Origin of the sequence: Starkeya nomas, assembly GCF_902703545.1 — a bacterium.
Lineage (GTDB): Bacteria > Pseudomonadota > Alphaproteobacteria > Rhizobiales > Xanthobacteraceae > Ancylobacter > Ancylobacter moscoviensis.
Map to the genome: position 1 here is coordinate 3,805,967 of NZ_CACSAS010000001.1, position 24,194 is coordinate 3,830,160.

Annotated in this window: 21 protein-coding genes and 1 pseudogene; 18 read left to right on the plus strand and 4 right to left on the minus strand. The window is 68.9% G+C overall.

Going from position 1 to position 24,194, the window contains the following annotated elements:
• The first annotated feature begins 15 nt into the window (after positions 1 to 15).
• Both STARVERO_RS18035 and STARVERO_RS18040 read left to right on the plus strand, forming a co-directional pair.
• Positions 16 to 1,227, plus strand: a complete 1,212-nt coding sequence (locus STARVERO_RS18035) for an ABC transporter permease (protein WP_159600528.1) — start codon at positions 16 to 18, stop codon at positions 1,225 to 1,227.
• A complete protein-coding gene (locus STARVERO_RS18040) occupies positions 1,224 to 2,036 on the plus strand; it encodes an ABC transporter permease (RefSeq protein WP_159600530.1) in 813 nt (270 codons plus the stop codon). The genes STARVERO_RS18035 and STARVERO_RS18040 overlap by 4 nt, the downstream gene beginning before the upstream one ends.
• Before the next feature lie 122 nt (positions 2,037 to 2,158).
• Here STARVERO_RS18040 and STARVERO_RS18045 read toward each other — a convergent pair whose 3' ends face one another.
• The 4 genes from STARVERO_RS18045 to STARVERO_RS18060 all read right to left on the minus strand — a co-directional run bounded on the left by STARVERO_RS18045 (position 2,159) and on the right by STARVERO_RS18060 (position 5,947).
• Entirely contained in the window at positions 2,159 to 3,100 is a 942-nt protein-coding gene (locus tag STARVERO_RS18045; RefSeq protein ID WP_159600532.1) for an electron transfer flavoprotein subunit alpha/FixB family protein, read from the minus strand.
• Between the two features lie 62 nt (positions 3,101 to 3,162).
• Entirely contained in the window at positions 3,163 to 3,912 is a 750-nt protein-coding gene (locus STARVERO_RS18050) for an electron transfer flavoprotein subunit beta/FixA family protein (protein WP_159600534.1), read from the minus strand.
• 38 nt (positions 3,913 to 3,950) lie between these two features.
• Positions 3,951 to 5,168, minus strand: coding sequence for an NAD(P)/FAD-dependent oxidoreductase (locus tag STARVERO_RS18055; RefSeq protein ID WP_159600536.1), 1,218 nt, complete (start codon positions 5,166 to 5,168; stop codon positions 3,951 to 3,953).
• Between the two features lie 14 nt (positions 5,169 to 5,182).
• The gene (locus tag STARVERO_RS18060) at positions 5,183 to 5,947 is read right to left on the minus strand and encodes an HpcH/HpaI aldolase family protein (RefSeq protein ID WP_159600538.1); all 765 of its coding nucleotides are present in this window, start codon (positions 5,945 to 5,947) and stop codon (positions 5,183 to 5,185) included.
• A 176-nt stretch (positions 5,948 to 6,123) separates the two neighbouring features.
• On the opposite strand from STARVERO_RS18060, the gene STARVERO_RS18065 reads away from it, so the two are divergent.
• The 16 genes and pseudogenes from STARVERO_RS18065 to STARVERO_RS18140 all read left to right on the plus strand — a co-directional run bounded on the left by STARVERO_RS18065 (position 6,124) and on the right by STARVERO_RS18140 (position 24,192).
• Positions 6,124 to 6,936, plus strand: a complete 813-nt coding sequence (locus STARVERO_RS18065) for a shikimate dehydrogenase family protein (RefSeq protein ID WP_159600540.1) — start codon at positions 6,124 to 6,126, stop codon at positions 6,934 to 6,936.
• Entirely contained in the window at positions 6,929 to 7,747 is an 819-nt protein-coding gene (locus tag STARVERO_RS18070) for an SDR family NAD(P)-dependent oxidoreductase (protein WP_159600542.1), read from the plus strand. The genes STARVERO_RS18065 and STARVERO_RS18070 overlap by 8 nt, the downstream gene beginning before the upstream one ends.
• Positions 7,740 to 8,108, plus strand: a complete 369-nt coding sequence (locus STARVERO_RS18075; RefSeq protein WP_200837859.1) for a RidA family protein — start codon at positions 7,740 to 7,742, stop codon at positions 8,106 to 8,108. Before STARVERO_RS18070 ends, STARVERO_RS18075 begins: the two co-directional genes overlap by 8 nt.
• A 98-nt stretch (positions 8,109 to 8,206) precedes the next feature.
• Positions 8,207 to 8,995, plus strand: a complete 789-nt coding sequence (locus STARVERO_RS18080) for a FadR/GntR family transcriptional regulator (protein WP_144341134.1) — start codon at positions 8,207 to 8,209, stop codon at positions 8,993 to 8,995.
• 319 nt (positions 8,996 to 9,314) lie between these two features.
• Positions 9,315 to 9,978 (plus strand): annotated as a pseudogene (locus STARVERO_RS23785) (SDR family oxidoreductase).
• A 13-nt stretch (positions 9,979 to 9,991) separates the two neighbouring features.
• Positions 9,992 to 10,741: an SDR family NAD(P)-dependent oxidoreductase gene (locus tag STARVERO_RS18090; RefSeq protein WP_159600544.1), complete on the plus strand. Its 750-nt coding sequence runs from the start codon at positions 9,992 to 9,994 to the stop codon at positions 10,739 to 10,741.
• A gap of 82 nt (positions 10,742 to 10,823) precedes the next feature.
• Positions 10,824 to 11,774, plus strand: a complete 951-nt coding sequence (locus tag STARVERO_RS18095; protein WP_144341137.1) for a LysR substrate-binding domain-containing protein — start codon at positions 10,824 to 10,826, stop codon at positions 11,772 to 11,774.
• Positions 11,775 to 11,849: 75 nt separating this feature from the next.
• On the plus strand, positions 11,850 to 12,887 hold the full coding sequence (locus tag STARVERO_RS18100) for an amino acid ABC transporter substrate-binding protein (RefSeq protein WP_144341138.1): 1,038 nt from the start codon (positions 11,850 to 11,852) through the stop codon (positions 12,885 to 12,887).
• Between the two features lie 67 nt (positions 12,888 to 12,954).
• A complete protein-coding gene (locus STARVERO_RS18105; protein ID WP_144341139.1) occupies positions 12,955 to 14,118 on the plus strand; it encodes an amino acid ABC transporter permease in 1,164 nt (387 codons plus the stop codon).
• Between the two features lie 3 nt (positions 14,119 to 14,121).
• Positions 14,122 to 15,195 (plus strand): amino acid ABC transporter permease, encoded by a 1,074-nt coding sequence (locus tag STARVERO_RS18110; protein ID WP_144341140.1) that lies wholly within the window; start codon positions 14,122 to 14,124, stop codon positions 15,193 to 15,195.
• Positions 15,196 to 15,206: 11 nt separating this feature from the next.
• A complete protein-coding gene (locus STARVERO_RS18115; RefSeq protein WP_159600546.1) occupies positions 15,207 to 15,971 on the plus strand; it encodes an amino acid ABC transporter ATP-binding protein in 765 nt (254 codons plus the stop codon).
• 70 nt (positions 15,972 to 16,041) lie between these two features.
• A complete protein-coding gene (locus STARVERO_RS18120) occupies positions 16,042 to 17,448 on the plus strand; it encodes an FAD-binding oxidoreductase (RefSeq protein ID WP_159600548.1) in 1,407 nt (468 codons plus the stop codon).
• A gap of 165 nt (positions 17,449 to 17,613) precedes the next feature.
• Entirely contained in the window at positions 17,614 to 19,284 is a 1,671-nt protein-coding gene (locus STARVERO_RS18125; protein WP_159600550.1) for a thiamine pyrophosphate-dependent enzyme, read from the plus strand.
• Complete coding sequence (locus STARVERO_RS18130) at positions 19,281 to 21,377, plus strand: hydantoinase/oxoprolinase family protein (RefSeq protein ID WP_159600552.1); 2,097 nt, start codon at positions 19,281 to 19,283, stop codon at positions 21,375 to 21,377. Before STARVERO_RS18125 ends, STARVERO_RS18130 begins: the two co-directional genes overlap by 4 nt.
• Positions 21,374 to 22,993 (plus strand): hydantoinase B/oxoprolinase family protein, encoded by a 1,620-nt coding sequence (locus STARVERO_RS18135; RefSeq protein WP_159600554.1) that lies wholly within the window; start codon positions 21,374 to 21,376, stop codon positions 22,991 to 22,993. The genes STARVERO_RS18130 and STARVERO_RS18135 overlap by 4 nt, the downstream gene beginning before the upstream one ends.
• Positions 22,990 to 24,192 (plus strand): pyridoxal phosphate-dependent aminotransferase, encoded by a 1,203-nt coding sequence (locus STARVERO_RS18140; RefSeq protein WP_159600556.1) that lies wholly within the window; start codon positions 22,990 to 22,992, stop codon positions 24,190 to 24,192. The genes STARVERO_RS18135 and STARVERO_RS18140 overlap by 4 nt, the downstream gene beginning before the upstream one ends.
• Positions 24,193 to 24,194: the final 2 nt, after the last annotated feature.

Below are 24,194 nucleotides of genomic sequence, written 5' to 3' on the forward strand. Positions count from 1 at the left end.
TGAAGGAGCGCCGGAATGTCTTCGGGTGATGCCGCATCAGGCGCAGCTCGCCGGCTCGGTGGCTATTGGCTCTCCATTCCGGCGCTGCTCTTCCTCACCGTCTTCTTTCTTGTTCCACTGCTGTCGGTTCTGCTGGCGGCTGTCTTTGATCAACGCTTCTCCTCCCAGTTCGAGCAGACCACGCGCCTGCTGCAGGCGTGGTCCGGCGAGCAATTGCCGGATGAGGAGACATATCGGACGATCGCCGGCGAACTGCTCGCCGCGCGCGGCAACAAGACAATCGCCAATGTCGACCGGCGCCTCGCGCAGGAAGAGGCATCGCTTCAAGGGCTGCTTACGTCATCGGCAAGGGGGCTCGCCAATGACGGACTTCCCTCTTCCGGCGTGCGCGAGGCACTCATTGCCATCGATCTGCGCTGGCAGGACACGAGGACGTGGAAGGTGCTCAGGCGCGTCTCGGACGATCTGACGCCGACCTATCTGCTCGCCGCCCTGGACCTGCGCCGGAACGCAGACGGCGGCTTTGAAACAGCGCCGCCCGAGCAAGCCATCTACGTGCCAATTCTCGTTCGCTCGCTGGTCATAAGCCTGGTCGTGACGCTGGCGACGCTCGTGCTCGGCGCCCCCGTCGCCTTCGTGATGGCGAATGTGCGCCCCGGCTGGCGCGGCATTCTGTTCGTCCTCGTGCAGATACCGTTCTGGACGTCGATCCTGGTGCGCCTCGCGGCGTGGATCGTGCTGCTGCAGAATCAGGGGCCGATCAATCAGGCGCTGATGACCATCGGCCTGATCGATGCCCCGGTCGCCATGATGTACAACCGCATCGCGGTCTACATCGCCATGACCCACGTTCAACTGCCGCTGATGATTCTGCCAATCTACAGCGTGATCCAGAACATCAAGACCAACTATGTGCGGGCGGCCCTGTCGCTGGGCGCATCGCCGCTGCGTGCGTTCATCACCGTCTACTTGCCCCTCGCCGCGCCCGGCATCGGGGCGGGAGTGGTGCTCGTCTTCATCTCCTCGCTTGGATACTACATCACGCCGGCCATCGTCGGCGGCGCCGGGGACCAGATGCTCAGCTACTTCGTCCAGTTCCACCTCGACAAGCTGAACAACGGGCTCGCCGCCGCGCTGGCCTCCATCCTCATCCTGTCGACGGGCCTGGTATTTCTCGGCGGCCGCATTGCCAGCCGGCTGGGCAGCGCTGCGAGGCCGACCCGATGATCGAACTGCTGCTCGGTGAACGGGGCTGGGGCCGGCGCATGCTGTTTCTCGGCTGCGCCCTGGTCCTCGCCTTTCTCGTCCTGCCCCTCCTCGTGATCGTGCCGCTGTCCTTCAACAGCGGCTCGTTCCTCGTCTTCCCGCTCGAGGGCTTCTCCCTGCGCTGGTATGAGACGGTCCTCACCGATCCGCGCTGGCTGTCGGCCGGTAAGAACAGCTTGATCGTGGGGCTGTCGGCGACGGCGGCTTCGCTCGCCATCGGCGTCCCCATGGCGATGGCACTCAGCTTCTATGTTCTTCCCGGTCGGGCATTCCTCGGCCTGTTCGCCGGCGCGCCACTGGTGGTGCCGCCCGTCATACTGGCGATCGGCCTGTTTTTCCTGATGTCCAGCCTGCAGCTGACCTATTCGCTGCCCGGCCTCATCATCGCCCATACCGTGCTCGGGCTGCCCTTCGTCGTCATCACGGTTTCCGCCGCCCTGAGCGGGTTCGACCGCACGCTGCTCAAGGCCGCCGCAAGCCTCGGCGCATCACCGATGCGGGTCTTCCGCACTGTCCTGCTGCCGCTCACCTGGCCGGCGATCACGACCGGCGGGCTGCTGGCCTTCATCACGTCCTTCGACGAGGTCGTGCTGGTCATCTTTCTCGGCGGGCCCAGCCAACGCACCCTGCCGCGCGAGATGTTCGACAGTCTGCGCGAGAGCTTCAGCCCAAGCATCCTCGCTCTCGCAACGCTGCTGACGCTGGTATCGACGGCCCTGATGCTCATTTCGCTGCGGGCCCGTGCCAGAATCGAGGGCGCCTCGTACTGAGGGCCGGTTCGATCGCCCGGCCGAAACGGCGGCCGCTGCGACGAAGGCGCCGCTGGTATGCGACGGAGGACGGCTCCCACGGGGCAAGGGGAATCGCCGGGACGATACGCCGGTCCGAAACATCAGGCCCGGTCGCGCAGCGCCTTTTCGAGCTCCGGCAGGACGGTGAAGAGGTCGCCGACGAGGCCGTAATCCGCGACCTGGAAGATGGGGGCTTCCTCGTCCTTGTTGATCGCGACGATGACCTTCGAATCCTTCATGCCGGCGAGGTGCTGGATGGCGCCGGAGATGCCGCAGGCGATGTAGAGATCGGGCGCCACCACCTTGCCGGTCTGGCCGACCTGCCAGTCGTTCGGCGCGTAGCCCGCGTCCACCGCCGCCCGCGAAGCGCCGACCGCCGCGCCCAGACGGTCCGCGACGGGCATGATGACCTCCTCGAACTTCTCGGCCGAGCCGAGCGCGCGGCCGCCGGAAATGACGATGCCGGCGGAGGTCAGCTCCGGCCGGTCGCTCGCCGAGAGGCTGTTGGCGACGAAGCCCGACAGGCCGGGATCGGCGGGCGCCTCGACCGTCCGGATCGGCGCCGAGCCGCCCTGCGAGGCCGGCGGGAAGGCAGCCGTGCGCACGGTGACGACCTTACGCGTATCGAGCGCCTGCACCGTCTGGACGGCGTTGCCGGCATAGATCGGGCGCTTGAAAATGTCGGGCGCCACGACCTCGACGATCTCCGAGACCTGCGCCACGTCGAGCAGCGCGGCGACGCGCGGGGCGACGTTCTTGCCGGAGGAGGTGGCGGGCGCCATGATCGTCTCGTAGGCGCCGGCGAGCGACACGATCAGCGCCGCGAAGGGCTCGGCGAGCCGCTCGGCCAGCCCGTCCGCCTCGGCCAGCAGCACCGTACGCACGCCGGCCAGGGCGGCGGCGGCCTCGGCGGCCGGCCGGGCGTCGCGGCCCGCCACCAGCACGTCGATGTCGGGTCCGATCCGGAGCGCCGCCGTGAGCGCCCGGGCGGTCTGTTCCGCCAGGCTGGCATTGTCGTGCTCGGCGATCAGCAGAATGGCCATGTGCATCTTCCTTGGCTTGCGCCCGGCCGTGCCGCCCCGCGGGGGCGCCGGGCGCCACATCGTCACAGAACGCGGGCTTCGTTGCTGAGCTTGTCGACCAGCGCGGCGACGGAGGCGACCTTCACGCCCGCCTTGCGGGCATGGGGCTCCTCGGTTCGAAGCACCTTCAGCCGCGGCGCGGTGTCGGCGCCGAAATCGGCCGGGGTCTTCTCGTCGAGCGGCTTCTTCTTCGCCTTCATGATGTTGGGAAGGCTGGCATAGCGCGGCTCGTTGAGGCGTAGATCGGTGGTCACGATGGCCGGCAGCTTCAATTCCAGCGTCTGCAGGCCGCCATCGACCTCGCGCGTCACCCGAGCGCTGCCGCCCTCGACGGCGAGCGCCGAGGCGAAGGTGCCCTGCGCCCAGCCGAGCAGCGCGGCGAGCATCTGGCCGGTCTGGTTCGAATCGTCGTCGATCGCCTGCTTGCCGAGGATGACCAGCCCCGGCTGCTCGGCCGCGACCACGCCCCGCAGCACCTTGGCGACGCCGAGCGGCTCCACCGCTTCGTCCGTGCGCACGAGGATCGCGCGGTCAGCCCCCATCGCCAGCGCGGTGCGCAGGGTCTCCTGCGCCTGCGCCGGCCCGATGGAGACGACCACGATCTCCTGCGCCTTGCCGGCCTCCTTCAGGCGCAGCGCCTCCTCGACGGCGATCTCGTCGAAGGGGTTCATCGCCATCTTGAGATTGGCGAGGTCCACGCCCGAGCCGTCCGCCTTCACGCGGACCTTCACATTCCCGTCGACCACCCGCTTCACGGGCACGAGAATCTTCATCGTCGCTTCTCCTTGACGCGCGCCTGCCCGGCGGCCGCTCAGATGACGGCCTCTTCGAGGAACGGCTCGTTGCGCGGTATGCGCTCATAGTGGAAGGGGGAGAGGTCGAGGGTCTGGAACGACCCGTGGATGATCAGCTCGGAGACGGCGCGCCCGACCGCCGGCGACTGCTGCAGGCCGTGCCCGGAGAAGCCATTGGCGAACATGAAGTTCGTCACTTCCGGGTGGAAGCCGACGATGCCGTTGTGATCGAGCATGTTGTACTCGTAGTGGCCGGTCCAGCACTGCTGCACCTTCAGCGCCTCGAAGTCGGGGATGCGGTGCCAGAGCGCCGGCCAGATGCGCTCGTCGAATTCCTCGTGATGCATCTGGAAGTCGTCGTAATCGGCCGGGCCGTCGTCGATCGGGGTGTTGCCGGTGAGGAAGAGCTCGCCTTCCGGGCGCACGAAGGTGCCGGAGAGGTCGATGACGTTGGGCATCCGGCCGGGGATCGGGACGGCGCTGGAGAAGACGAAGCTGTAGCGCTTGAAGGGCGCGACGGGGATCGACAGCCCGGCCATCGCGGCCACCTGCTGGGCGCGCGGGCCGGCGGCGTTGACCACCGTGCCGCAGGAAACGGTCTCGCCGGTCGCGAGCTGCACGGCGACAACGCGCCCGCCAGCGACGGTCAGCCCGGTGACGGCGTTGTCGATATACTCCACGCCGCTGGCGCGGGCGGCGCGGCGAAAGCCGTTCAGCAGGCCCATGGAATCGAACCAGCCCTCGTCGCGCGAGCCCCAGGCGCCGCCGCCGAGATCCTCGACGTTGAGCCAGGGGAAGCGCTCCTTCAGCGGGCCGGGATCGAGGAACACGGTGTGGGCGCCGAGGCTGCGCTGGAGATCGACCCGCGCCTTCGCCGCCTCCACGCCATCCGGCGAGCAGCAATAGAGGTAGCCGTGCTCCCTGAAGCCGAGATCAGGCGCCGGCTCGTCCTTGTAATAAGGCTTCATCCGCTCGGCGAAGCTGCGGATGATCTCGATGCCGAACTGGCTGATCTTCACGTTGATCGGATTGGAATATTGCTGGCGGATCGCGCTGGTCGACAGGGCGGTGGAGGAGAACTCGTAGCTGCTGTCGCGCTCCACCACGAGGATGGACATGCGGGTGCCCAGCGCCTGGCTGAGCCAGTAGGCGACCGAGGAGCCGACCACCGCGCCGCCGACGATGACGATGTCATAGGCCGGGCGGGACGGCGCCTTGTAGGGAGGGATGGCCATGCGAACGCTCCCGCTCAGCGGTTGAAGGAAGCGACCAGCGCATCCGACCCCCGAGCCAGCAGGCCGAGATCCGAGCCGACCGCGACCATGGTGAAGCCCTCCGCGATGTAGCGGTCGGCATCGGCCTTCACCGGCGCCAGAATGCCGCTCGCCTTGCCGGCCGCCGCGGCCGCCTTGCGCACGGAGGCGATGGCCTCCTGAACGTGCGGCGCGCCGGGATTGCCCATGGCGCCCATGTTGGTGGAGAGGTCGCCGGGCCCGACGAAGAGCACGTCCACCCCTTCTACGGCCGCGATCTCGGCGGCGTTGGCGACGCCGGTCTCGCACTCGATCTGCACCGCCAGAAGCTGCTGCTGGCGTGCATTGGCGTGGTAGCCGGCGATGCGGCCGAAAGAATTGGCGCGATGCGCGACGGAGAAGCCGCGAATGCCGTGCGGCGCGTAGCTCATGGCCGAGACGATGGCGCGGGCCTGATCGGCGGAACGCACATTCGGGATCATCAGGCTGCGCGCGCCGGCATCCAGCATCTGCTTGATGAGGTCGGGATCGTCGGAGCGCAGCCGCACCGCGCCCTCGCAGGCCGAGCCGTTGAGAACCTGAAGCTGGGACACGATGCTGCGCAGGTCGTTGGGGCTGTGCTCGCCGTCGATGAGCACCCAGCCCACGCCCGACCCGGCGACGATCTCGGTGGTCAGGGCCGAGGCGAGGGAACACCACAGGCCGATATGCGCCCGCCCGGCGGTGACCGCGGCCTTCAGGGAATTGGGACGCTCCTGCATCTCGTCTGTCTCCGGCGAAAACGCGAATTGAAATTTGTATGATGTCCTATATCATACGTATTTGACGGCTCGCAACGGGATCTTGCGCCGCCTGCGGCGGCGGGACGGCAAGACGGAAGACGAGCCGCCGGCGCCCGGCGCCGGCACCCGATGGGCGAAGGAAAGGAAGCAGACCGATGCGCGGGACAGGCAAGGCGGACGTCTTCGTGATGCTGGCTCACCCGGTGGGGCACGCGAAAAGTCCGGGCGTCTTCAACGAGATCTTCGAGCAGAAGGGCCTCGACAGCCTGATGGTGCCGATGAGCTGCAAGCCGGAGGATTTCGACACCTTCTGGGCCGGCCTCACCGCAGCCGAGAACGTGCGCGGCGTCATCATCTCCGTGCCTTACAAGGCGGCGGTCTACCGCAAATGCGCCGCCGCGCACGACCGCGCCGCGCGGGTGCAGAGCGCCAATTCGGTCCGCCGGCAGGCCGACGGGACCTGGTACGGCGACAATTTCGACGGCGTCGGCTTCATCGACGGCCTGAAGGCCGGCGGGCACCAGATCGCCGGCCGGCGCATCCTGCAGGTGGGGGCCGGCGGTGCGGGAGCCTCGCTCGCCTATTGCCTCGCGGAGGCCGGCGCACAGGAGATCCGCCTCGCCGACATCGATGCCGACCGGGCCGAGAACCTCGCCGCGCTGGTCCGCAAGACCTTCCCGCAGTGCCGGATCGACGTCGGCGCCGCCGATCCCTCCGGCATGGACATGGCGGTCAACGCCACCCCGTCGGGGCTGAAGGCCGGCGACCCGCTCCCCATGGACGTCGGCCGGCTGACGCCGGAGATGACGGTGGTGGACATCATCATGGAGCCGGCCGAGACGGCGCTGCTGCGCGCGGCGAAGGAGATCGGCTGCCGCATCCAGCCGGGCCGGCCGATGATGGACTTCCAGGTCCGCGGCATGTCCGAATTCTTCGACATCGAGCGCCGGAGCCGCGGCAATGGCTGAGGCGGGGACGCACGCACGCACGGTCGTCGTCATCGGCGGCACCTCCGGGATCGGCCACGCCATCGCCCAGCGCTTCGCCGAGGACGGCAGCCGGGTCGCCGTCGCCGGGCGCAGCGCCGAACGCGGCGGCGCGGTCGCCGCCGCCTGCATCGGCGCCGGCGCCCCCGACGCCCGCTTCTTCGAGACCGACGTCGCCGACGCCGCCTCGGTGGAGGCGCTGGCGCAGGCGGTGGAGGCGGCGTTCGGCGTGCCGGACGTCGTCGTCAACTGCGCCGGCATCCTGCAGAGCGGCAAGCATGTGCTCGATCAGGACCTCGGCGAGGACGAACGCATGTGGCGGGTGAACTACCGCGGCACGCTGCTCGGCTGCCAGTCGTTCGGGCGGCGCCTGTCCGCCGCCGGGCGCGGGGCGATCCTCAATGTCGGCTCCCTCGCCTCCTTCGCGCCGCTGTCGCTGCCGGCCTACACGCCGGGCAAGCACGCGGTGCTGGCGCTGACGCAGATCCTCGCCGCCGAGCTGGGCCCGCATGGCGTGCGGGTCAACGCGGTCGCCCCCGGCTACACGCTCTCCGACGGGCTGAAGGCCAAGATCGCCAAGGGCGAGCGCAACCCGGAAGCCATCCAGGCGACGACGGCGCTGCGCCGCTTCGTCGAGCCGCGCGACGTGGCGGAAGCCGCGCTGTTCCTGTGCTCGGACCGCGCGGCCTCGATCACCGGGGTGACGCTGCCCGTCGACGCGGGATGGCTCATCCAGGCGCCCTACGCCCAGTACCTGCAGGGCAACCCGATCCGCCCCGCGTCCAATGTCTGAAAGGCCGAGACACGTGACCGACATCCAGCGCTTCGACTTCGACACCCGCATCCACCACGGCGTGATCCATAACGGCACGCTCTACCTGACCGGGCAGGTGGCGACGCCCGGCCGCTCCGCCGCCGACCAGATGCGCGAGGTGCTCGGCAAGATCGACGCGCTGCTGGCGAAGGCCGGCACCGACAAGACGCGCATCCTGCACGTGCAGATGTGGCTCGACGACGTGCGCGACTTCGACGAGGTGAACACCGTCTGGGACGCCTGGATGCCCCGGGAGCACGCCCCCGCGCGCTCCTCCGGCGAGGGCCGGATGGCCAAGCCGGGCATGCTGGTGGAGCTGATCGTGACGGCGGCGGTGTGAAGGAACGGTGTGAAGGGGGTTGCCGATCGGCGCATCTTCGTCCATCGGCGTTCTGGCAAGGGAACGTTCTGGCAAGGGAAGAGGAACGCGATAACGCGATGACGAAGCGCAAGCCGCTCTCCACCGTGGTGGCCGACAGCCTTCGGGAGAAGATCAGCTCCGGGGAATTGCAACCGGGCATCCAGCTCCCGACGGAGGCCGAGCTCGGCGCCCAGTACGACGTGAGCCGCACCGTGGTGCGCGAGGCGGTGGCGCGCCTGCGCTCGGAGGGGCTCGTCGTCCCCCATCAGGGGCGCGGCATGTTCGTCAACGAAGCGCCGGTGCCGCGCACCTTCTCCATTCCCGACGAGGCGCTCAGGACCCTGCCCGAGACCATCGCGCTGCTGGAGCTGCGGCTCAGCGTCGAGGTGGAGGCCGCGGGCCTGTGCGCGGAGCGCCGGACGGAAGCGGAGGCGGACAACATCCGCGCGCTGATGGAACAGGTCGACGCGCGGCACGACGACCCTTCCGCCATCCAGATCCACTACGACTACGACTTCCACCTCGCCATCGCCAAGGCGACGCGCAACGAGTTCATCTACGCCTTCCTGGCCTATCTGCGCCCCATCATCGTGCCGCGCTTCCAGCTCGGCCACGTGGTGGCGACCGACGTCAAGGAGGTCTACTACGCGCGCATCCATGCCGAGCATCGCGCCATCGTCGACGCCATCGGCAAGCAGGACGGACGCGCCGCCCGGCGCGCCATGCGCGCCCATCTCGCCAACAGCCTCGAACGGGTCCGCGCGCTCGCCCTCGCCGCCGGCATCGACGCCACCGATGTCGACCAGCAGGCGGCGGCCGCCGCGCTTTTCGCCGAGCTGAAGCGCCCCCCGCGCGCGGAGGGGTGAAACCGCCTCCGCGCGACCGGCGATGGCGACCAGAGCGAAAGCCAGAATTTTTCCGGCTCCCGCCAAGTCGCGGATGAATCACGCGATACCGCCGGCGCGACCCCAAGCGCTGACAGGCCTTCCCCGGTTCCGGCATGGGCGGCGGAAGGCGCGACCGGTCCCGGCCACGTAATGGACAGGAAAGCTTATCTTTCGAATTTCCACGGTTTTCTTGGTTTGCCCGCGCCCCTGAACGTCACACACTCGCCTCACAACAACCGGGAAAGCCGACGTGACAACAGCCTTCATCACGGGTGCGACGAGCGGCATCGGGCGGGCCATGGCGGTGGCGCTCAGCGACGCCGGCTATGAGGTCTTCGCCGTCGGCCGCAGCAAGGCGGCACTCGAGGCGCTGCGCTCGGAACGGGCCGGCATCACGCCGATCGCGGTCGACGTGACCGACCGCGAGGCCATCGAGGCGGTCGTCAACGGCCTGCACATCGACGTGCTGATCAACAATGCCGGGATGATGCCCCCGCTCGGCAACTTCGCCGACATGAACCGCGGACATCGACGCCGCCCTGGAGGTCAATCTCAGCGCCGCCATCCTGCTCACCCGGCTGGTCGTCCCGCAGATGCGCGAGCGCGAATCCGGGCACATCATCTTCACCGGCTCCTCGGCGGCGCACGCGGCCTTCCCCAATGTCGCGGTCTATTCGGCGACCAAGGCCGCCATCGCCGGCTTCTCGGCCGCCCTGCGCGCCGACCTCTCGCCCTTCGGCATCCGCGTGACCGAGATCGTGCCCGGCCGCGTCGAGACGCAGCTCTACAAGGACATCCTCGACGCCAAGGCCCGGGCGGCGATGTACGCCGGCAACGTGGCGGTGCAGCCCGAGGACGTCGCGAAGATGGTCGTCGCCCTGCTCGGCCTGCCTTCCTGGGCGGACGTGACCCGCTTCGACATCATGCCGACCCGCCCCACCACCCCCAGCGGCAGCAAGTAAGGGTATCAGGACCATGAAGGATCTTTCCGTGCTCATCGTCGGCGGCGGCTCGGGTCTCGGGGCGCTGCTCGCCCGCATGGCCGTCGAGAACGGGGCGGCCAGGATCGGCATCATCGACATCAACCGCGCCGCCGCCGAGGCCGCGCTGGAGCCGGCGCGCGCCAAGGGGCTGCCGACCGCCACCGCCGAGGCCGACATCCAGGTCGGCCCGCAAGCCCACGCCGCCTTCGAGGCGGTGGCCGCCGAGCTCGGGCGCATCGATACGCTGATCAACTGCGCGGCGGTCTATCCGCGCCGCCCGATCCTCGAGATCACCGACGCCGAATGGGATGCCTCCAACGGCATCAACATCAAGGGCACCTACCACATGATGGTGGCCGCCATCCGGCACATGCAGCGGCAGGAACCGAAGGACGAGGTTCGCGGCCGCATCGTCAACCTGACCTCGGTCGACGCCTTCAAGGCGCATCCGCAGAACGCCCACTACGCCGCCACCAAGGCGGCGGTCGTCAGCCTCACCCGCTCCTTCGCCCACCACGTGGCCAAGGACGGCATCCTGGTGAACTCGGTCGCGCCGGCCGGCATGGCGACCGAACGCGCCCGCCAGCTCGGCTTCCTCGAGGAACTCGCCAAGGCGAGCCCGCTCGGCCGCGGCGCGCAGCCCACCGAGATCGCCGAATGGGTGCTGATGACCGGCGGGCCGAAGAACACCTACATGACCGGCGAAAACGTCATCGTTTCCGGCGGATACATCTACGCGTGACGTCCGGCGCCGGCCGCCTTGCGCGGCCGGCCCGAGCGGAGGCCCGATCGAGGGAGTTCCTAACCGAGGGGTGGAAGAGAGAATGACCGGGAAGCTGCGTCTTCCGCCGCTGAATGCCCTGCGGGTCTTCCACGCGGTGGCGCGGCACAAGAGCTTTCGCCACGCGGCCGACGAGCTGCTCGTCACCCCGCAGGCCGTCGGCCAGCAGATCAAGCTCCTGGAAGACACGCTCCAGGTGACGCTGTTCGAGCGCAAGGGCCGCTCGATCGAACTGACGGAGTCCGCGATCCTGCTGTCGCACTACGTCAATGCCGGTTTCGAGGAATTCGCGGAAGGCGTGCGGCGCGTCACCAAGTCCAACTACCGGGACCGCATCAACCTCAATGCGAGCCCGTATTTCGCCACCCACTACCTGCTGCCGCGCCTCTCGCTGTTCCGGGAGATCCTGCCCGGCGCCGACCTTCGCCTGACCACCATGGTCGACCTGCCGGACTTCGGCCGGGACGACATCGACATGGCCGTGCAGTGGGGATACGGCGGCTGGTCCGACTACGAGACGACGCTCCTCGTGCCGGACCCGAAGATCATCTGCTGCACGCCCGCGATCGCCGCGCAGATCCGCTCGGCGCAGGACATCACGCGCTTCACCCTGCTCGACACCGTCAAGTCGAAGCGCCTGTGGCCGGACATCCTGCGCCATCTCGGCGTCGAGCAGACCGAAGGCGACCGGAGCATCGGCTTCGACGACGCCGCCACCATGCGGCGCGCGGCGCTGCAGGGGATCGGGGTGGGGCTGGTCTCGGTGATCGACGCCGAGGAGGACCTGCGCTCGGGCGCGCTCGTCGCGCCGCTCGGCCACGACGCGCTCGCCGGCATGCGGCCGGAGGAGGTGCCCGGCTTCTACCTCATCCTGCCCAAGGGCCACCTGCGCGTGAAGGCCGTGGCGGCGCTGCACCGCTGGCTGGGCCAGCAGGACTGGAGCAGCGACCTCAAGGTCTCGCCGCTGCCGCAGCCGACCCAGCTGTCGGACTGAAGACCGCTTTGAGTTACGGGCCCCTATCGCCCCAACAACGATAAAACCCAGCAACCTCAAGAGTGGACAACGGACATGCAACTTCTGAAATGGGGGGCGACCGCCGCCCTGGCGCTCGGTCTCTTCCAGCTCTCCGCGCCGGCGCAGGCCGCCGGCGGCAAGACCCTCGAAGCCGTCAAGGCGCGCGGCGTGCTCAACTGTCCCGGCCATGACGGCTCCTATCTCGGCTTCGCGGAAGTCGACGACAAGGGCAACTGGAAGGGGATGGACATCGACCTGTGCCGGGCCGTCGCGACCGCCGTGCTGGGCGACCCGTCCAAGGTGAAGATCGTGCCGATCAGTTGGGCCCAGCGCTGGCCCTCGCTGCAATCCGGCGACATCGACATCATCATCAAGGCCTCGGGCGGCACGCTGAGCCGCGACACCGAGCTCGGCCTGCAGTTCTCCAACTCCTACTATCTCGGCACCACCAAGGTGATGGCGCACAAGGAGCTGAACCTGAGCTCGCTGAAGGACGCGGACGGCGGCTCCATCTGCATCCCGGCCGGCACCTCGCAGGAGCAGCAGGTCGCCGCCTACGCGCAGAAGCTCGGCATCAAGCTGCAGCCGGTCGTCATCGAGAAGACCGAGGAGCTGGAGCAGGCCTATTTCTCCAAGCGCTGCGACCTCTACACCCAGTGGGGGCCCGTGCTCGCCATCGCCCGCGTCGCCAAGGGCAAGGTCGAGGACCACGTGATCCTGCCGGACGTGCTCGCCGTGGAGCCGGAAGTCATGATCGTCCGCCAGGGCGACGACAACTGGGTGGACGTCGCCAACTGGACGCTGACCGCACTGCTCTTCGCCGAGCAGGAAGGCATCACCTCCAAGAACGTCGACGAGATCCGCGCCAAGCCGACCTCGCCGCAGGTCGCCAAGTTCCTCGGCGCCACGCCGGGCGTGGGCAAGGGCCTCGGCCTGTCGGACGACTGGGCCTACAACGTGATCAAGAAGGTCGGGAACTACTCCGAGATCTTCGACAACGATCTCGGCAAGAACTCGCCCTACAAGATGGATCGCGAGCTGACCAACCTCTGGAACAATGGCGGCGTCCTGTTCCCGCTGGTCATCGACTGAAGACTCTCCGGCTCCTCCCGGCACAGGCCGGGCGGAGCCCCGTCCGTTTCCGCAAGAAGGTTGGTCGATGGGAAGCCTGCTGAGAAATCAGAAGGCCCGCAACGCATTGTTGCAGGCCGTCTTTGTCGGCGCGCTGGGCTCGCTGGTGATCGCCGGCGCCCTGATCGCGCAGCAGAACATGGCGGCGCAGGGCATCACCTCGGGATTCGACTTCCTCTTCAAGCCGACCGGCTGGGAAGTGACGTTCTCGCTGCTGCCGGCCAAGCCCACCGATCCCTACTGGTGGTACTTCCTGATCGGCATCATCAACACGCTGTTCCTCGGCGCCTTCGGCCTGGTGACGGCGACGATCGTGGGAACCGTCGTCGGCCTGGCGCGCACCTCCTCGAACGATCTGGCGCGCCTGCTCGGGCGCTCCTATGTCGACGTCTTCCGCAACATCCCGCTGATCCTGCAGGTCTTCTTCTGGAACGCACTCATCACCCACCTGCCGCCGCCGCGCGAGGCGCATGAGGCGTGGGGCTTCGCGCTGACCAGCCGCGGCCTCTACGTTCCCATCCTCAACGTCCACGGCCTCGCCTTCGCCGGCGCCATGGTGGCGCTGCTCGCCGCCATCGTCCTGCCGATCTGGCTGGGGCGCACCGCGCGCCTCGGCAGCCCGCCCGAGCAGCGCCGCCCCCTGCAGCTCGCGGCAGCCATCCTCGCGCTCGCCTGCGCGGTGTTGATCCTGTTCCTCGGTCGCCTACCCGACACCGCGCTGATGAACGTGCCGGCCCTCCGGGGGCTCAACCTGCAGGGCGGGCTTCGCGTGCCGCCGGAATTCACCGCTCTGGTGGTGGCGATCGCCATCTATGGCGGCTCCTACATCGCCGAGATCGTGCGCGGCGGCTTCAAGGCCGTCGGCAGGGGGCAGGTGGAGGCGGCGAACTCGCTGGGCCTCACGCCCTGGCAGGTGTTCTCCCGCGTGCGCCTGCCGCTGGCCCTGCGGGCGATGCTGCCGATCCTCGCCAACCAGTATGTGTGGCTGATGAAGGCCACCACGCTCGGCATCGCGGTCGGTTTCGCCGATTTCTTCATGATCGTCGCCCTGACGATCAACCATTCCGGCCAGACGCTCGAAGCCATCGGCATCCTGATGGCCGGCTTCCTGATCATCAATCTCAGCCTGGCCGCGCTGTTCAACCGCATCAACAAGGCGATCGCCCTCAAGGGCAATCAGCTGAGGGGGTAGGACATGACCGATCTTGCTCCGCCCGCCCCGGGAATGCTCGAAGACCTGCGGCGCCGTTTCTTCGCCAGCCCGCTGCAGGCGCTGGTGTCGCTGCTCTCGCTCGGCCTGATCGCCCTCGTCGGGTGGAAGCTGCTGAACTGGGCGCTGCTCTCCGCCGTGTTCGACCCCAGCCAGGGCGCCGAAGCCTGCCACCGCGCGGCCGGCGCCTGCTGGTCGGTCATCGCCGCCCGCTGGCGCATCATCCTGTTCGGCCTCTATCCCTATGAGGAACAGTGGCGCTCGGCGCTGGCCTGCGTCGCGGTGGTGGCGATGACGGTGCTCTCCTGCATTCCCGCCTTCTGGACCGGCCGGCGCATCGCCGCGATCTGGCTGGCGGGAACGACGGTGTTCTACGTGCTGATGAAGGGCGGCGTGCTCGGCCTGTCCTATGTCGGCGAGGAATCCTGGGGCGGCCTCGCGCTGACCCTGTTCATCTTCGTCGCCACCTGCCTGATCGGCTTCCCGCTGTCGATCGTCCTCGCCCTGCTCCGCCGCTCCGAGCTGCCGTGGATCTCGCGCACGACGGGCCTCATCATCGACGCCGTGCGCTCGCTGCCGCTGATCTCGATCCTGTTCACCTTCGCCATCGTGCTGCCCTTCGCGCTGCCGCACTGGCTCCAGGGCGACAAGCTCTACCGGGTGATCGTCGGCTCGGCGCTGTTCTTCGCCGCCTATCAGGCGGAGATCGTGCGCGGCGGCATGCAGGGCGTGGCGCACGGGCAGGGCGAAGCCGCCATGGCGCTCGGGCTGAGCTACTGGCAGCGCGTCAGCCGGATCCTGCTGCCGCAGGCCATGCGCAACGCCCTGCCGGCGACGATCAACCAGTTCGTGATCTCCTTCAAGGAGACCTCGCTGGTGGTCATCGTCGGCTTCTTCGAGATCATCGCCTCCGGCAATGCGGCCTACGGCACCGGCGAATGGCGGTTCGCCTATGCCGAGGTCTACACCTTCATCGCCTTCATCTATTTCGTCTTCGTCTTCAGCCTGTCCCGTTACGGCGCCTTCCTCGAACGGCGCATGTCGGTCGGCGAACGGTAAGGATGCGTCCCATGGCCACCCTCGCTCAGTCCCCGAACCCCGACATCGCCCTCAGGATCGAGGGGATGAACAAGTATTTCGGCAATTTCCATGCCCTGCGGAACATCGACCTGACGGTGACGCGCGGCGAGAAGATCGTCGTCTGCGGCCCCTCCGGCTCCGGCAAGTCGACGATGATCCGCTGCATCAACCGGCTCGAGGAGCACAATAGCGGCCGGATCGTCGTGCTCGGCACCGAGCTGAACGACGATGTCGGCAACATCGACGAGATCCGCCGCGAGGTCGGCATGGTGTTCCAGCATTTCAACCTGTTCCCGCACATGAGCGTGCTGGAGAACTGCGTGCTGGCGCCGATGCTGGTGCGCAAGCTGCCGCGCCAACAGGCGGAGGAGATGGCGCTGCGCTTCCTGGAGAAGGTGCGCATTCCCGAGCAGGCGTCGAAATATCCCGGCCAGCTCTCGGGCGGGCAGCAGCAGCGCGTCGCCATCGCGCGGGCGCTGTGCATGCAGCCGCAGATCATGCTGTTCGACGAGCCGACCTCCGCGCTCGACCCGGAGATGATCTCCGAGGTGCTCGACGTGATGGTGACGCTCGCCGCCGACGGCATGACGATGATCTGCGTGACCCACGAAATGGGCTTTGCCCGGCGCGTCGCGGACCGGGTGATCTTCATGGACCGCGGCGAGATCATCGAGGAAGCGCCGCCGGAGACGTTCTTCACCGCCTCGCAGAACGAGCGCACGCGGCAGTTCCTCTCGCAGATACTGAACCACTGAGCCGCGCGTCGCCTCGTTCCGGCGCCTCCTGCCGGACGCCGCCGCGGCTCCACCTGCTCACGGGTTCCCCATGACCGACCCTGTCGCGGCGCTCTCCGGCCTTCTCGGAGGGAAAGGCTGGCTTTCGGGAGACGACACCGCGCCCTACCGGCGCGACTGGCTCGACCGGTACGGCGTCGCGCCGCTCGGCGTGGCGCGGCCGGCGACGACGGCCGAGGTGGCCGGCGTCGTGCGCATCTGCCGGGAGGCGGGAATCGCGCTGGTGCCGCAGGGCGGCAATACCGGCCTGTGCGCCGCCGCCGTCGCGGCCCGGCCGGACTCGGTGATCCTGTCGCTCGCCCGCATGAACGCCATCGGCGCTCCCGACCGGGACAGCGGGACCATTCTCGTCGAGGCCGGCGTCGTGCTGGCGGCGCTGCACGACGCGCTCGAACCGCACGGCCTCATCTTTCCCATGCATCTCGGCGCGGAGGGCAGCGCCCGGATCGGCGGCCTCGTCGGCACCAATGCCGGCGGCAGCCATGCCAGCCGCTACGGGATGATGAGCGACCTCGTGCTCGGCCTCGAGGTGGTCCTGCCGGACGGCGCCGTCTGGGACGGCCTGCGCGCCGTGCAGAAGGACAATGCGGGCTACCCGCTGCGCAAGCTGTTCTGCGGCTCCGAGGGCACGCTCGGCGTGGTGACGCGCGCCGTGCTGCGGCTGTTTCCGGCCCCGAAGCAGCGGGCGACCGCCCTGCTGGCCTTTCCGGACCTCGCCTCGATGGTCGCCTTCGGCACCTTCCTGCGGGAGGAAGCGGGCGAATTCCTTTCGGGGCTGGAGTTCTTCTCCGGGCTCGGCATGTCGCTCGTCACGAAGCACCTGCCGGAGATCGTGCTGCCGTTCGCGACGCGCGGCGCGGCCTATCTTCTGGTGGAGCTCGCCTCAAGCTCGCGGCATGTGCCGCTCGACGACATCCTCGCCTTCACGCTCGAGAAGGGCATGGAGGACGGGCTGGTCGGCGACGGCGCCCTCGCCATGTCGGAAACCCAGCGCGCGCATTTCTGGCGGCTGCGCGAGGAGCAGCCGGAAGGCCAGCGGCTGGAGGGCGACCAGCTCAAGCACGACATCGCCGTGCCGCCCGGCGCCATCGCCCGCTTCGTCGAGGCGGGGGCGGCGCTGTGCGAGGGCATCCTGCCGGGCGTGCGCATCAACCCGTTCGGACATCTGGGCGACGGCAACATCCACTACAATCTCTCGCCGCCCGAGGGACGGGACGGCTTCGAGGGCAAGGGCCCGCAGATCGGCGAGGCGCTGGCGCGGCTCGCCACCGGGATGGGCGGCAGCTTCGCCGCCGAGCACGGGCTGGGCCGCACCAAGATCGCGCTGGCCGACGCGATCCGCAGCCCTCAGGAGCGGGCCCTGATGGCACGCCTCAAGGCGGCTGTGGACCCTTCCGGCACGATGAACCCCGGCGTTCTCGTGGATGCCGCTGAATAAAGAAGAACTTTCCTGTGGGCCGGATTTCTTGATTTCTCCGCGGCCCGCCAGGGTTCACGGTCGAGTGGAAATCCGAAGCGGCACGGCAGGGCATCCGCCCCCGTGCCGTCCGGTTGCGGGCGTGAGACCCGGCGCGAGCCGGCGTCGTTGTGAGGACATCAGCGCATGGTGCGGAACGGGGGGCGCCTTCTGGTCGAATGCCTGATCGCATTGGGCGCGACCAAGAGCTTCGGCGTGCCGGGGGAAAGCTACCTCGCGGTTCTGAACGCCCTGCACGACACGGCCGGCCGGCTCGACTACGTGCTGTGCCGCAACGAGGGCGGCGCCTCCTTCATGGCCAGCGCCTACGGCAAGCTGACCGGTTCGCCCGGCATCTGCTTCGTGACGCGCGGCCCCGGCGCGACCAACGCCGCCATCGGCGTCCACACCGCCATGCAGGACAGCTGCCCGATGATCCTGTTCGTCGGGCAGGTGGGCACCGACATGAAGGGCCGCGAGGCCTTCCAGGAACTCGACTACCGCGCCGTCTTCGGCACCCTCGCCAAATGGGCGGTGGAGATCGACGACGTCGCCCGGCTGCCGGAGATCATCGCGCGGGCCTGGACCACGGCGCTGGCCGGACGGCCTGGGCCGGTGGTCGTCGCCCTGCCCGAGGACATGCTGAGCACCGTCACCGACGTCGCCCCGCTCGACGGACCGGCCACGCTGTTCGAGCCGGCGCCCGCCGGCGAAGCGGTCGCGGCCGCCCGCGCCGCGCTGGCGCAGGCGCAGCGCCCGCTGCTGCTGATCGGAGGCGCCAACTGGAGCGCGCAGGGACGCGCGGCGCTCCAGGCCTTCGCCGAGGGCTCGGACATCCCGGTCGTCGCGGCGTTCCGCTACCAGGACCAGTTCGACAACCATTCCCCGGTCTTCGTCGGCGAGGCCGGCGTCGGCATGGCGCCGCATGTGAAGGCGCTGATCCGCGAGGCGGACGTCATCCTCGCCGTCAACGTCCGCTTCGGCGAGATGACGACGGACGGCTACACGCTGCTTTCCGTGCCAGCGCCGCGGCAGAGGCTGATCCACGTGCATGCGTCGGATCGCGAGATCGGCAAGGTCTATGTGCCGGCGCTCGGCATCGTCGCCGGCCCGAACGCCTTCGCCGGGGCGCTGGCGCCGGTGGTGGGGAAATGGGGCGACTGGCGGCGCACGGCGCGGGCGGCGTACGAGGCCTCGTTCGAGGCGCCGGCCCAGCCGAGCCCGGTCGACATGGTGGCGGTGAGCGCCTGGCTGCGCGACACCCTGCCCGACGACGTGATCCTGACCAACGGCGCCGGCAACTTCACCGTCTGGCCGAACAAGTTCTTCCGGTTCGGCCGCCGCGCGCGGCTGCTGGCGCCGCAATCGGGCGCCATGGGCTACGGGCTGCCGGCCGCCATCGCCGCCAAGGTCGCCTTCCCCGGGCGCACGGTGGTGTGCTTCGCCGGCGACGGCGACTTCCAGATGAACTGCCAGGAACTCGGCACCGCCATGCAGGCCGGCGCGCAGCCGATCGTGCTGGTGCTCAACAACGGCGTCTACGGCACGATCCGCGCCCATCAGGAACGCGCCTATCCCGCGCGCGTCTCCGGCACCACGCTGGAGAACCCCGATTTCGTCGGACTCGCCCGCGCCTACGGCTTCCATGCCGAGCACGTCCGCTCGACCGCCGACTTCGCCGACGCCTTCGGGCGGGCCCTCGCCTCGCCGACCGGCGCGGTCCTCGAACTCGCCATATCGGCGGAGGCGCTGACGCCCCGCCAGACCCTTTCCCAGATGCGCGATGCTGCGCTCGCTTCGCAGAAGGCCCACGCATGACCTCCAGGACTGACGACATCCGTCTCGGTGCGGACATCGGCGGCACCTTCACCGACATCGCCCTCGACGTCAGGGGGACGATCTTCTCGACCAAGGTGCTGACCAACTACGCCGCGCCCGAACAGGCGATCCTGGACGGCCTGGAGATCGTCGCCCGCGACGCCGGCATCTCCCCGGCCGAGATCGGCCTCGTCATCCACGGCACGACGCTGGCCACCAACGCGCTGATCGAGCGGCGCGGCGCGAAGACGGCGCTGATCACCACCGAGGGATTCCGCGACGTCATCGAGATGCGCACGGAAAACCGCTTCGAGCAGTACGACCTGAACCTGAAGCTGCCCACGCCGCTCATTCCGCGCGAGCACCGCTTCACCGTGAAGGGCCGCATCGGCGCCGAGGGGCAGGAACTGCAGCCGCTCGACGAGGCCGCGCTCGAGGAGATCGCCGGCACCATCGCCGCCGGCGGCTTCGGCGCCGTCGCGATCGGCTTCATCCACTCCTACATGAACCCGGCGCATGAGCGGCGGGCGCGCGAGATCCTCGCCCGCCGGCTCTCGGTGCCGATCTCGATCAGCGCCGAAGTCTCCCCGCAGATGCGCGAGTTCGAGCGCTTCAACACGGTCTGCGCCAACGCCTATGTCCGCCCGCAGATGGCGGACTACCTCGCCCGGCTGCAAAGCCGGCTCAAGGACATGGGCGCGACCTGCCCGGTCTTCATGATCCATTCGGGCGGCGGGCTGATCTCGGTGGAAACGGCGTCGGAGTTCCCGGTCCGCCTGGTGGAATCCGGCCCGGCCGGCGGCGCCATCTTCGCCGCCGACATCGCGCGGCGCTTCGACCTCGATTCCGTCGTCTCCTACGACATGGGCGGCACCACCGCGAAGATCTGCCTGATCGAGGACTTCGCGCCGCAGACGGCGCGGACCTTCGAGGTCGCCCGCACCTATCGCTTCTGCAAGGGTTCGGGCATGCCGATCTCGATCCCGGTGATCGAGATGATCGAGATCGGCGCGGGCGGCGGCTCCCTCGCCTGGGTCGATGCCATGGGGCGCATCCAGACCGGGCCGGAAAGCGCCGGCTCCGAGCCGGGCCCGGCCTGCTACGGCCGCGGCGGCGAGCGCCCCGCCATCACCGACGCCGATCTGGTGCTCGGCAAGCTCGACCCCGACAATTTCGCCGGCGGCGCCATCCGGCTCGATACCGAGGCATCGCGGCGGGCGATCACCCGCGATGTCGGCGCCCGCCTGTCGCTGGAGCCGCAGGCGGCGGCCTTCGGCATCTGCGAGGTCGTGGACGAGAACATGGCCAACGCGGCCCGCGTCCACGCCGTCGAGAACGGCAAGAACATCTCCGACAACGTGATGATCGCCTTCGGCGGCGCCGCCCCGCTGCACGCGGCCCGCCTGTGCGAGAAGCTCGGCCTCGACCGCTGCCTCGTCCCGCAGGGAGCAGGCGTCGGCTCGGCGATCGGCTTCCTCAAGGCGCCCTTCGGCTACGAGGCGCTGGCCTCGAAGCTGGTGCGGCTGTCGCGGTTCCGGGCCGACGAGGTGAACGCGCTGCTGGCCGACCTCAAGGCTTCCGCCGAGAGCTTCGTGCGCGCCGGCACCAGCGGCACGATCCGGCGCGAGATCACCGCCTTCATGCGCTATGCCGGACAGGGCTGGGAAATCCCCGTGCCGCTGGCGGACGAACCCTTCGGCGACGGCGCCGTGGCGGGCCTCACCGAGGCCTTCCGCCGGAACTATGCCCGCTTCTTCGGCCGCGCCATCGACGGCCTCGACGGCCTGGAGATCGAGGTCGTCACCTGGTCGGTGAAGGCGAGCGACGAGCGCCCGGCGCCCGAAAAGCACTCCATCACCACCGGCACGCGGACGGTACCGGCGGGCGTGACGCGCCCGGTCTTCGACCCCGCCACCGGAACCACGCAGATATCCGCCATCGTCGAGCGCACCACTCTCTCGGCCGGCGATCGCGTTCCCGGCCCGGCGGTGATCGTCGAGCGCGAGACTTCGACGGTGGTTACCACGACGTTCGATGCGGTCATGCAGAGCGACGGCGGGATACTTCTGGTCCGCAAGGAGATCGCGGCATGAGCAACGTGGCCGAAATCCGCATGCAGGTCATGTGGAACCGACTGATCTCGGTGGTCGAGGAGCAGGCGCTGACGCTGCTGCGCACCGCCTTCTCCACCTCGGTGCGCGAATCCGGCGACCTGTCCGCCGGCGTGTTCAACCCGCGCGGCGAGATGCTGGCGCAGGCGGTGACGGGAACGCCCGGCCATGTGAACACCATGGCCGAGGCCGTACTGCAGTTCATGAACGAGATTCCCCGCGAGGAGATGTTCGAGGGCGACACCTACGTCACCAACGATCCCTGGCAGGGCACCGGGCACCTGCACGACATCACCATGGTGTCGCCGTCCTTCCTCAACGGCGAGCTCGTCGCCTTCTTCGCCTGCACGGCGCATGTCGTGGACGTGGGCGGGCGCGGCTTCGGCGCCGACGGCAAGTCGGTCTACGAGGAAGGCATCCAGATCCCGATCATGAAGTTCGCCGAGCGGGGCACGGTCAATCGCGACCTGATCCGGATCCTGCGCAGCAATGTCCGCGAGCCGAACCAGGTCATCGGCGACTTCTATTCGCTCGCCGCCTGCAACGATGTCGGCCATCGGCGCCTCGTCGACATGATGAACGAGATCGGCCTGGCCTCGCTGGACGGGCTGGGGGAATTCATCTTCTCGCGCACGCACGACGCCATGCTGGAGCGGATCCGGACCCTGCCGAAGGGATCGTGGTCGAACGAGCTGGTCACCGACGGCTATGACGAGCCGGTGAAGCTGGCGGCGACGGTCAGCGTGCACGACGAGCGCGTCGACGTGGACTTCTCCGGCAGCGCGCCGATGAGCCGCTGGGGCATCAACGTGCCCATCATCTATAGCAAGGCCTATGCCTGCTACGCCCTCAAATGCGTGGTGGCGCCCGATATCCCGAACAATGCCGCCTCGCTGGCCTTCTTCACCGTCTCCTCGCCGACCAACATCCTCAACGCCGCCCGGCCGGCGCCGGTGGCGCTGCGCCACGTGATCGGCCACATGGTGCCCGACCTCGTGCTGGGCGCGATGGCGCAGGCGCTGCCGGGCCGGATCCTCGCCGAAGGCGCCGCCGCGCTGTGGAACATCCACATCTCGGTGAGGCCCGCCAACGGCGCCGCCGGAAGGCGCGCCGAGGTGCTGATGTTCAATTCCGGCGGCATGGGCGCGCGCCCGGCGCTCGACGGGCTGTCGGCGACCGCCTTCCCCTCCGGCGTGCACACCATGCCCATTGAGGCGACCGAGCATACCGGCCCGATCGTCATCTGGCGCAAGGAGCTGCGCCCGGACTCCGGCGGCGACGGCGAGTTCCGCGGCGGGCTCGGGCAAGTGATCGAGATCGCCGCGACGGACGGTCACGAGTTCGATTTCTCGGCCATGTTCGACCGGGTCCGCCACCCCGCGCGCGGGCGTGACGGCGGCGGCGACGGCGCGCCGGGCGTCGTGCGGCTCGACGATGGGACGCAGCTGCGCCCCAAGGGCTGGCAGCACGTCCCGGAAGGGCGGCGGCTGATTCTGGAATTGCCGGGCGGCGGTGGCTATGGCGACCCCGCAAGGCGCAGCGTCGATGCCCGGGCCGAGGACCGGTCCAAGGGCTATGTTTCGGAGAACGACCGATGAGCTACATCTCCTCGCGCCTCGCGGTGGTCAAGCCGTCCGCCTCGATGGCGGCCTCGCAGGCGGCCAAGGCGCTGCGGGCCAAGGGCGTCGACGTCATCGACCTCGGCCTCGGCGAGCCCGATTTCCCGACCCCCGCCCACATCATCGAGGCGGCCTATGCCGCGGCCAAGGCCGGGCAGACGCTCTACACCGGGGCCACCGGCACGCCGGAGGTCCGCGAGGCGGTGGCCGGCAAGTTCCGGCGCGAGAACGGCCTCGACGTCACCGCCGACGACATCGTGGTGGCCAACGGCGCCAAGCAGATCATCTTCAACGCGCTGATGGCGACGCTGGAGACCGGCGACGAGGTGATCCTGCCCGCGCCCTATTTCGTCTCCTATCCGGAGATGGTGAAGCTGCTGGGCGGCACTCCCGTCATCGTCGAATGCCCCGAGACGACCGGCTTCCGGCTGACGCCGGAACTGCTGGAGCGGACCATCACGCCGAAGACCAAGTGGCTGTTCCTCAACATGCCGGGCAACCCCTCCGGCGCCGTCTATTCCGAGGACGACCTCACGGCGCTGGGCGCCGTGCTGGCCCGCCACCCGCAGGTGCTGGTGCTGTCGGACGAGATCTACGAGCATATCCTGTTCGACGGACGCGCCTTCGTGTCCTTCGGCAAGGCCTGCCCGGAGCTGAAGGACCGTAGCCTGATCGTCAACGGCGTCTCCAAGTCCTATGCCATGACCGGCTGGCGCGTCGGCTACGCGGCGGGGCCGGCGCCGCTGGTCAAGGCGATGGCGACCATCCAGAGCCAGTCCGTCACCTCGGTCTGCTCGATCGCGCAGGCGGCGACGGTGGCCGCGCTCAACGGCCCGCAGGACGAGGTGGCGCGCTTCCGCAAGGCCTTCGAGGCGCGCCGCGACCTCGTCGTCGAGGGCATAGGCGGGATCAACGGACTGACCCTCTCCCCGCCGGAAGGCGCCTTCTACGCCTATATCGGCTGCGCCAGCCTGATCGGCCGCAAGACGCCCGCCGGCGTGGTGCTGGAAGACGATGCCGCCGTCGCCGCCTATCTGCTCACCGAGGGGCGGGTGGCGTCGGTACCGGGCGTGGCCTATGGCCTGTCTCCCTATTTCCGCATCTCCACCGCGACCAGCGAGGAGGTGCTCACCGAGGCGGTGGCGCGCATCAAGGCCGCCGTCGCGCATGTGGAGTAGAT

Bases quoted from the DNA above. Each gene is read 5' to 3' on its own strand.
- STARVERO_RS18045 (WP_159600532.1), bottom strand. From the start codon at position 3,100: ATGGCCATTCTGCTGATCGCCGAGCACGACAATGCCAGCCTGGCGGAA.
- STARVERO_RS18090 (WP_159600544.1), top strand. From the start codon at position 9,992: ATGAAGGATCTTTCCGTGCTCATCGTCGGCGGCGGCTCGGGTCTCGGG.
- STARVERO_RS18125 (WP_159600550.1), top strand. From the start codon at position 17,614: ATGGTGCGGAACGGGGGGCGCCTTCTGGTCGAATGCCTGATCGCATTG.
- STARVERO_RS18040 (WP_159600530.1), top strand. From the start codon at position 1,224: ATGATCGAACTGCTGCTCGGTGAACGGGGCTGGGGCCGGCGCATGCTG.
- STARVERO_RS18115 (WP_159600546.1), top strand. From the start codon at position 15,207: ATGGCCACCCTCGCTCAGTCCCCGAACCCCGACATCGCCCTCAGGATC.
- STARVERO_RS18080 (WP_144341134.1), top strand. From the start codon at position 8,207: ATGACGAAGCGCAAGCCGCTCTCCACCGTGGTGGCCGACAGCCTTCGG.
- STARVERO_RS18075 (WP_200837859.1), top strand. From the start codon at position 7,740: ATGTCTGAAAGGCCGAGACACGTGACCGACATCCAGCGCTTCGACTTC.
- STARVERO_RS18055 (WP_159600536.1), bottom strand. From the start codon at position 5,168: ATGGCCATCCCTCCCTACAAGGCGCCGTCCCGCCCGGCCTATGACATC.
- STARVERO_RS18070 (WP_159600542.1), top strand. From the start codon at position 6,929: ATGGCTGAGGCGGGGACGCACGCACGCACGGTCGTCGTCATCGGCGGC.
- STARVERO_RS18140 (WP_159600556.1), top strand. From the start codon at position 22,990: ATGAGCTACATCTCCTCGCGCCTCGCGGTGGTCAAGCCGTCCGCCTCG.
- STARVERO_RS18095 (WP_144341137.1), top strand. From the start codon at position 10,824: ATGACCGGGAAGCTGCGTCTTCCGCCGCTGAATGCCCTGCGGGTCTTC.
- STARVERO_RS18135 (WP_159600554.1), top strand. From the start codon at position 21,374: ATGAGCAACGTGGCCGAAATCCGCATGCAGGTCATGTGGAACCGACTG.
- STARVERO_RS18065 (WP_159600540.1), top strand. From the start codon at position 6,124: ATGCGCGGGACAGGCAAGGCGGACGTCTTCGTGATGCTGGCTCACCCG.
- STARVERO_RS18060 (WP_159600538.1), bottom strand. From the start codon at position 5,947: ATGCAGGAGCGTCCCAATTCCCTGAAGGCCGCGGTCACCGCCGGGCGG.
- STARVERO_RS18050 (WP_159600534.1), bottom strand. From the start codon at position 3,912: ATGAAGATTCTCGTGCCCGTGAAGCGGGTGGTCGACGGGAATGTGAAG.
- STARVERO_RS18110 (WP_144341140.1), top strand. From the start codon at position 14,122: ATGACCGATCTTGCTCCGCCCGCCCCGGGAATGCTCGAAGACCTGCGG.
- STARVERO_RS18035 (WP_159600528.1), top strand. From the start codon at position 16: ATGTCTTCGGGTGATGCCGCATCAGGCGCAGCTCGCCGGCTCGGTGGC.
- STARVERO_RS18130 (WP_159600552.1), top strand. From the start codon at position 19,281: ATGACCTCCAGGACTGACGACATCCGTCTCGGTGCGGACATCGGCGGC.
- STARVERO_RS18120 (WP_159600548.1), top strand. From the start codon at position 16,042: ATGACCGACCCTGTCGCGGCGCTCTCCGGCCTTCTCGGAGGGAAAGGC.
- STARVERO_RS18105 (WP_144341139.1), top strand. From the start codon at position 12,955: ATGGGAAGCCTGCTGAGAAATCAGAAGGCCCGCAACGCATTGTTGCAG.
- STARVERO_RS18100 (WP_144341138.1), top strand. From the start codon at position 11,850: ATGCAACTTCTGAAATGGGGGGCGACCGCCGCCCTGGCGCTCGGTCTC.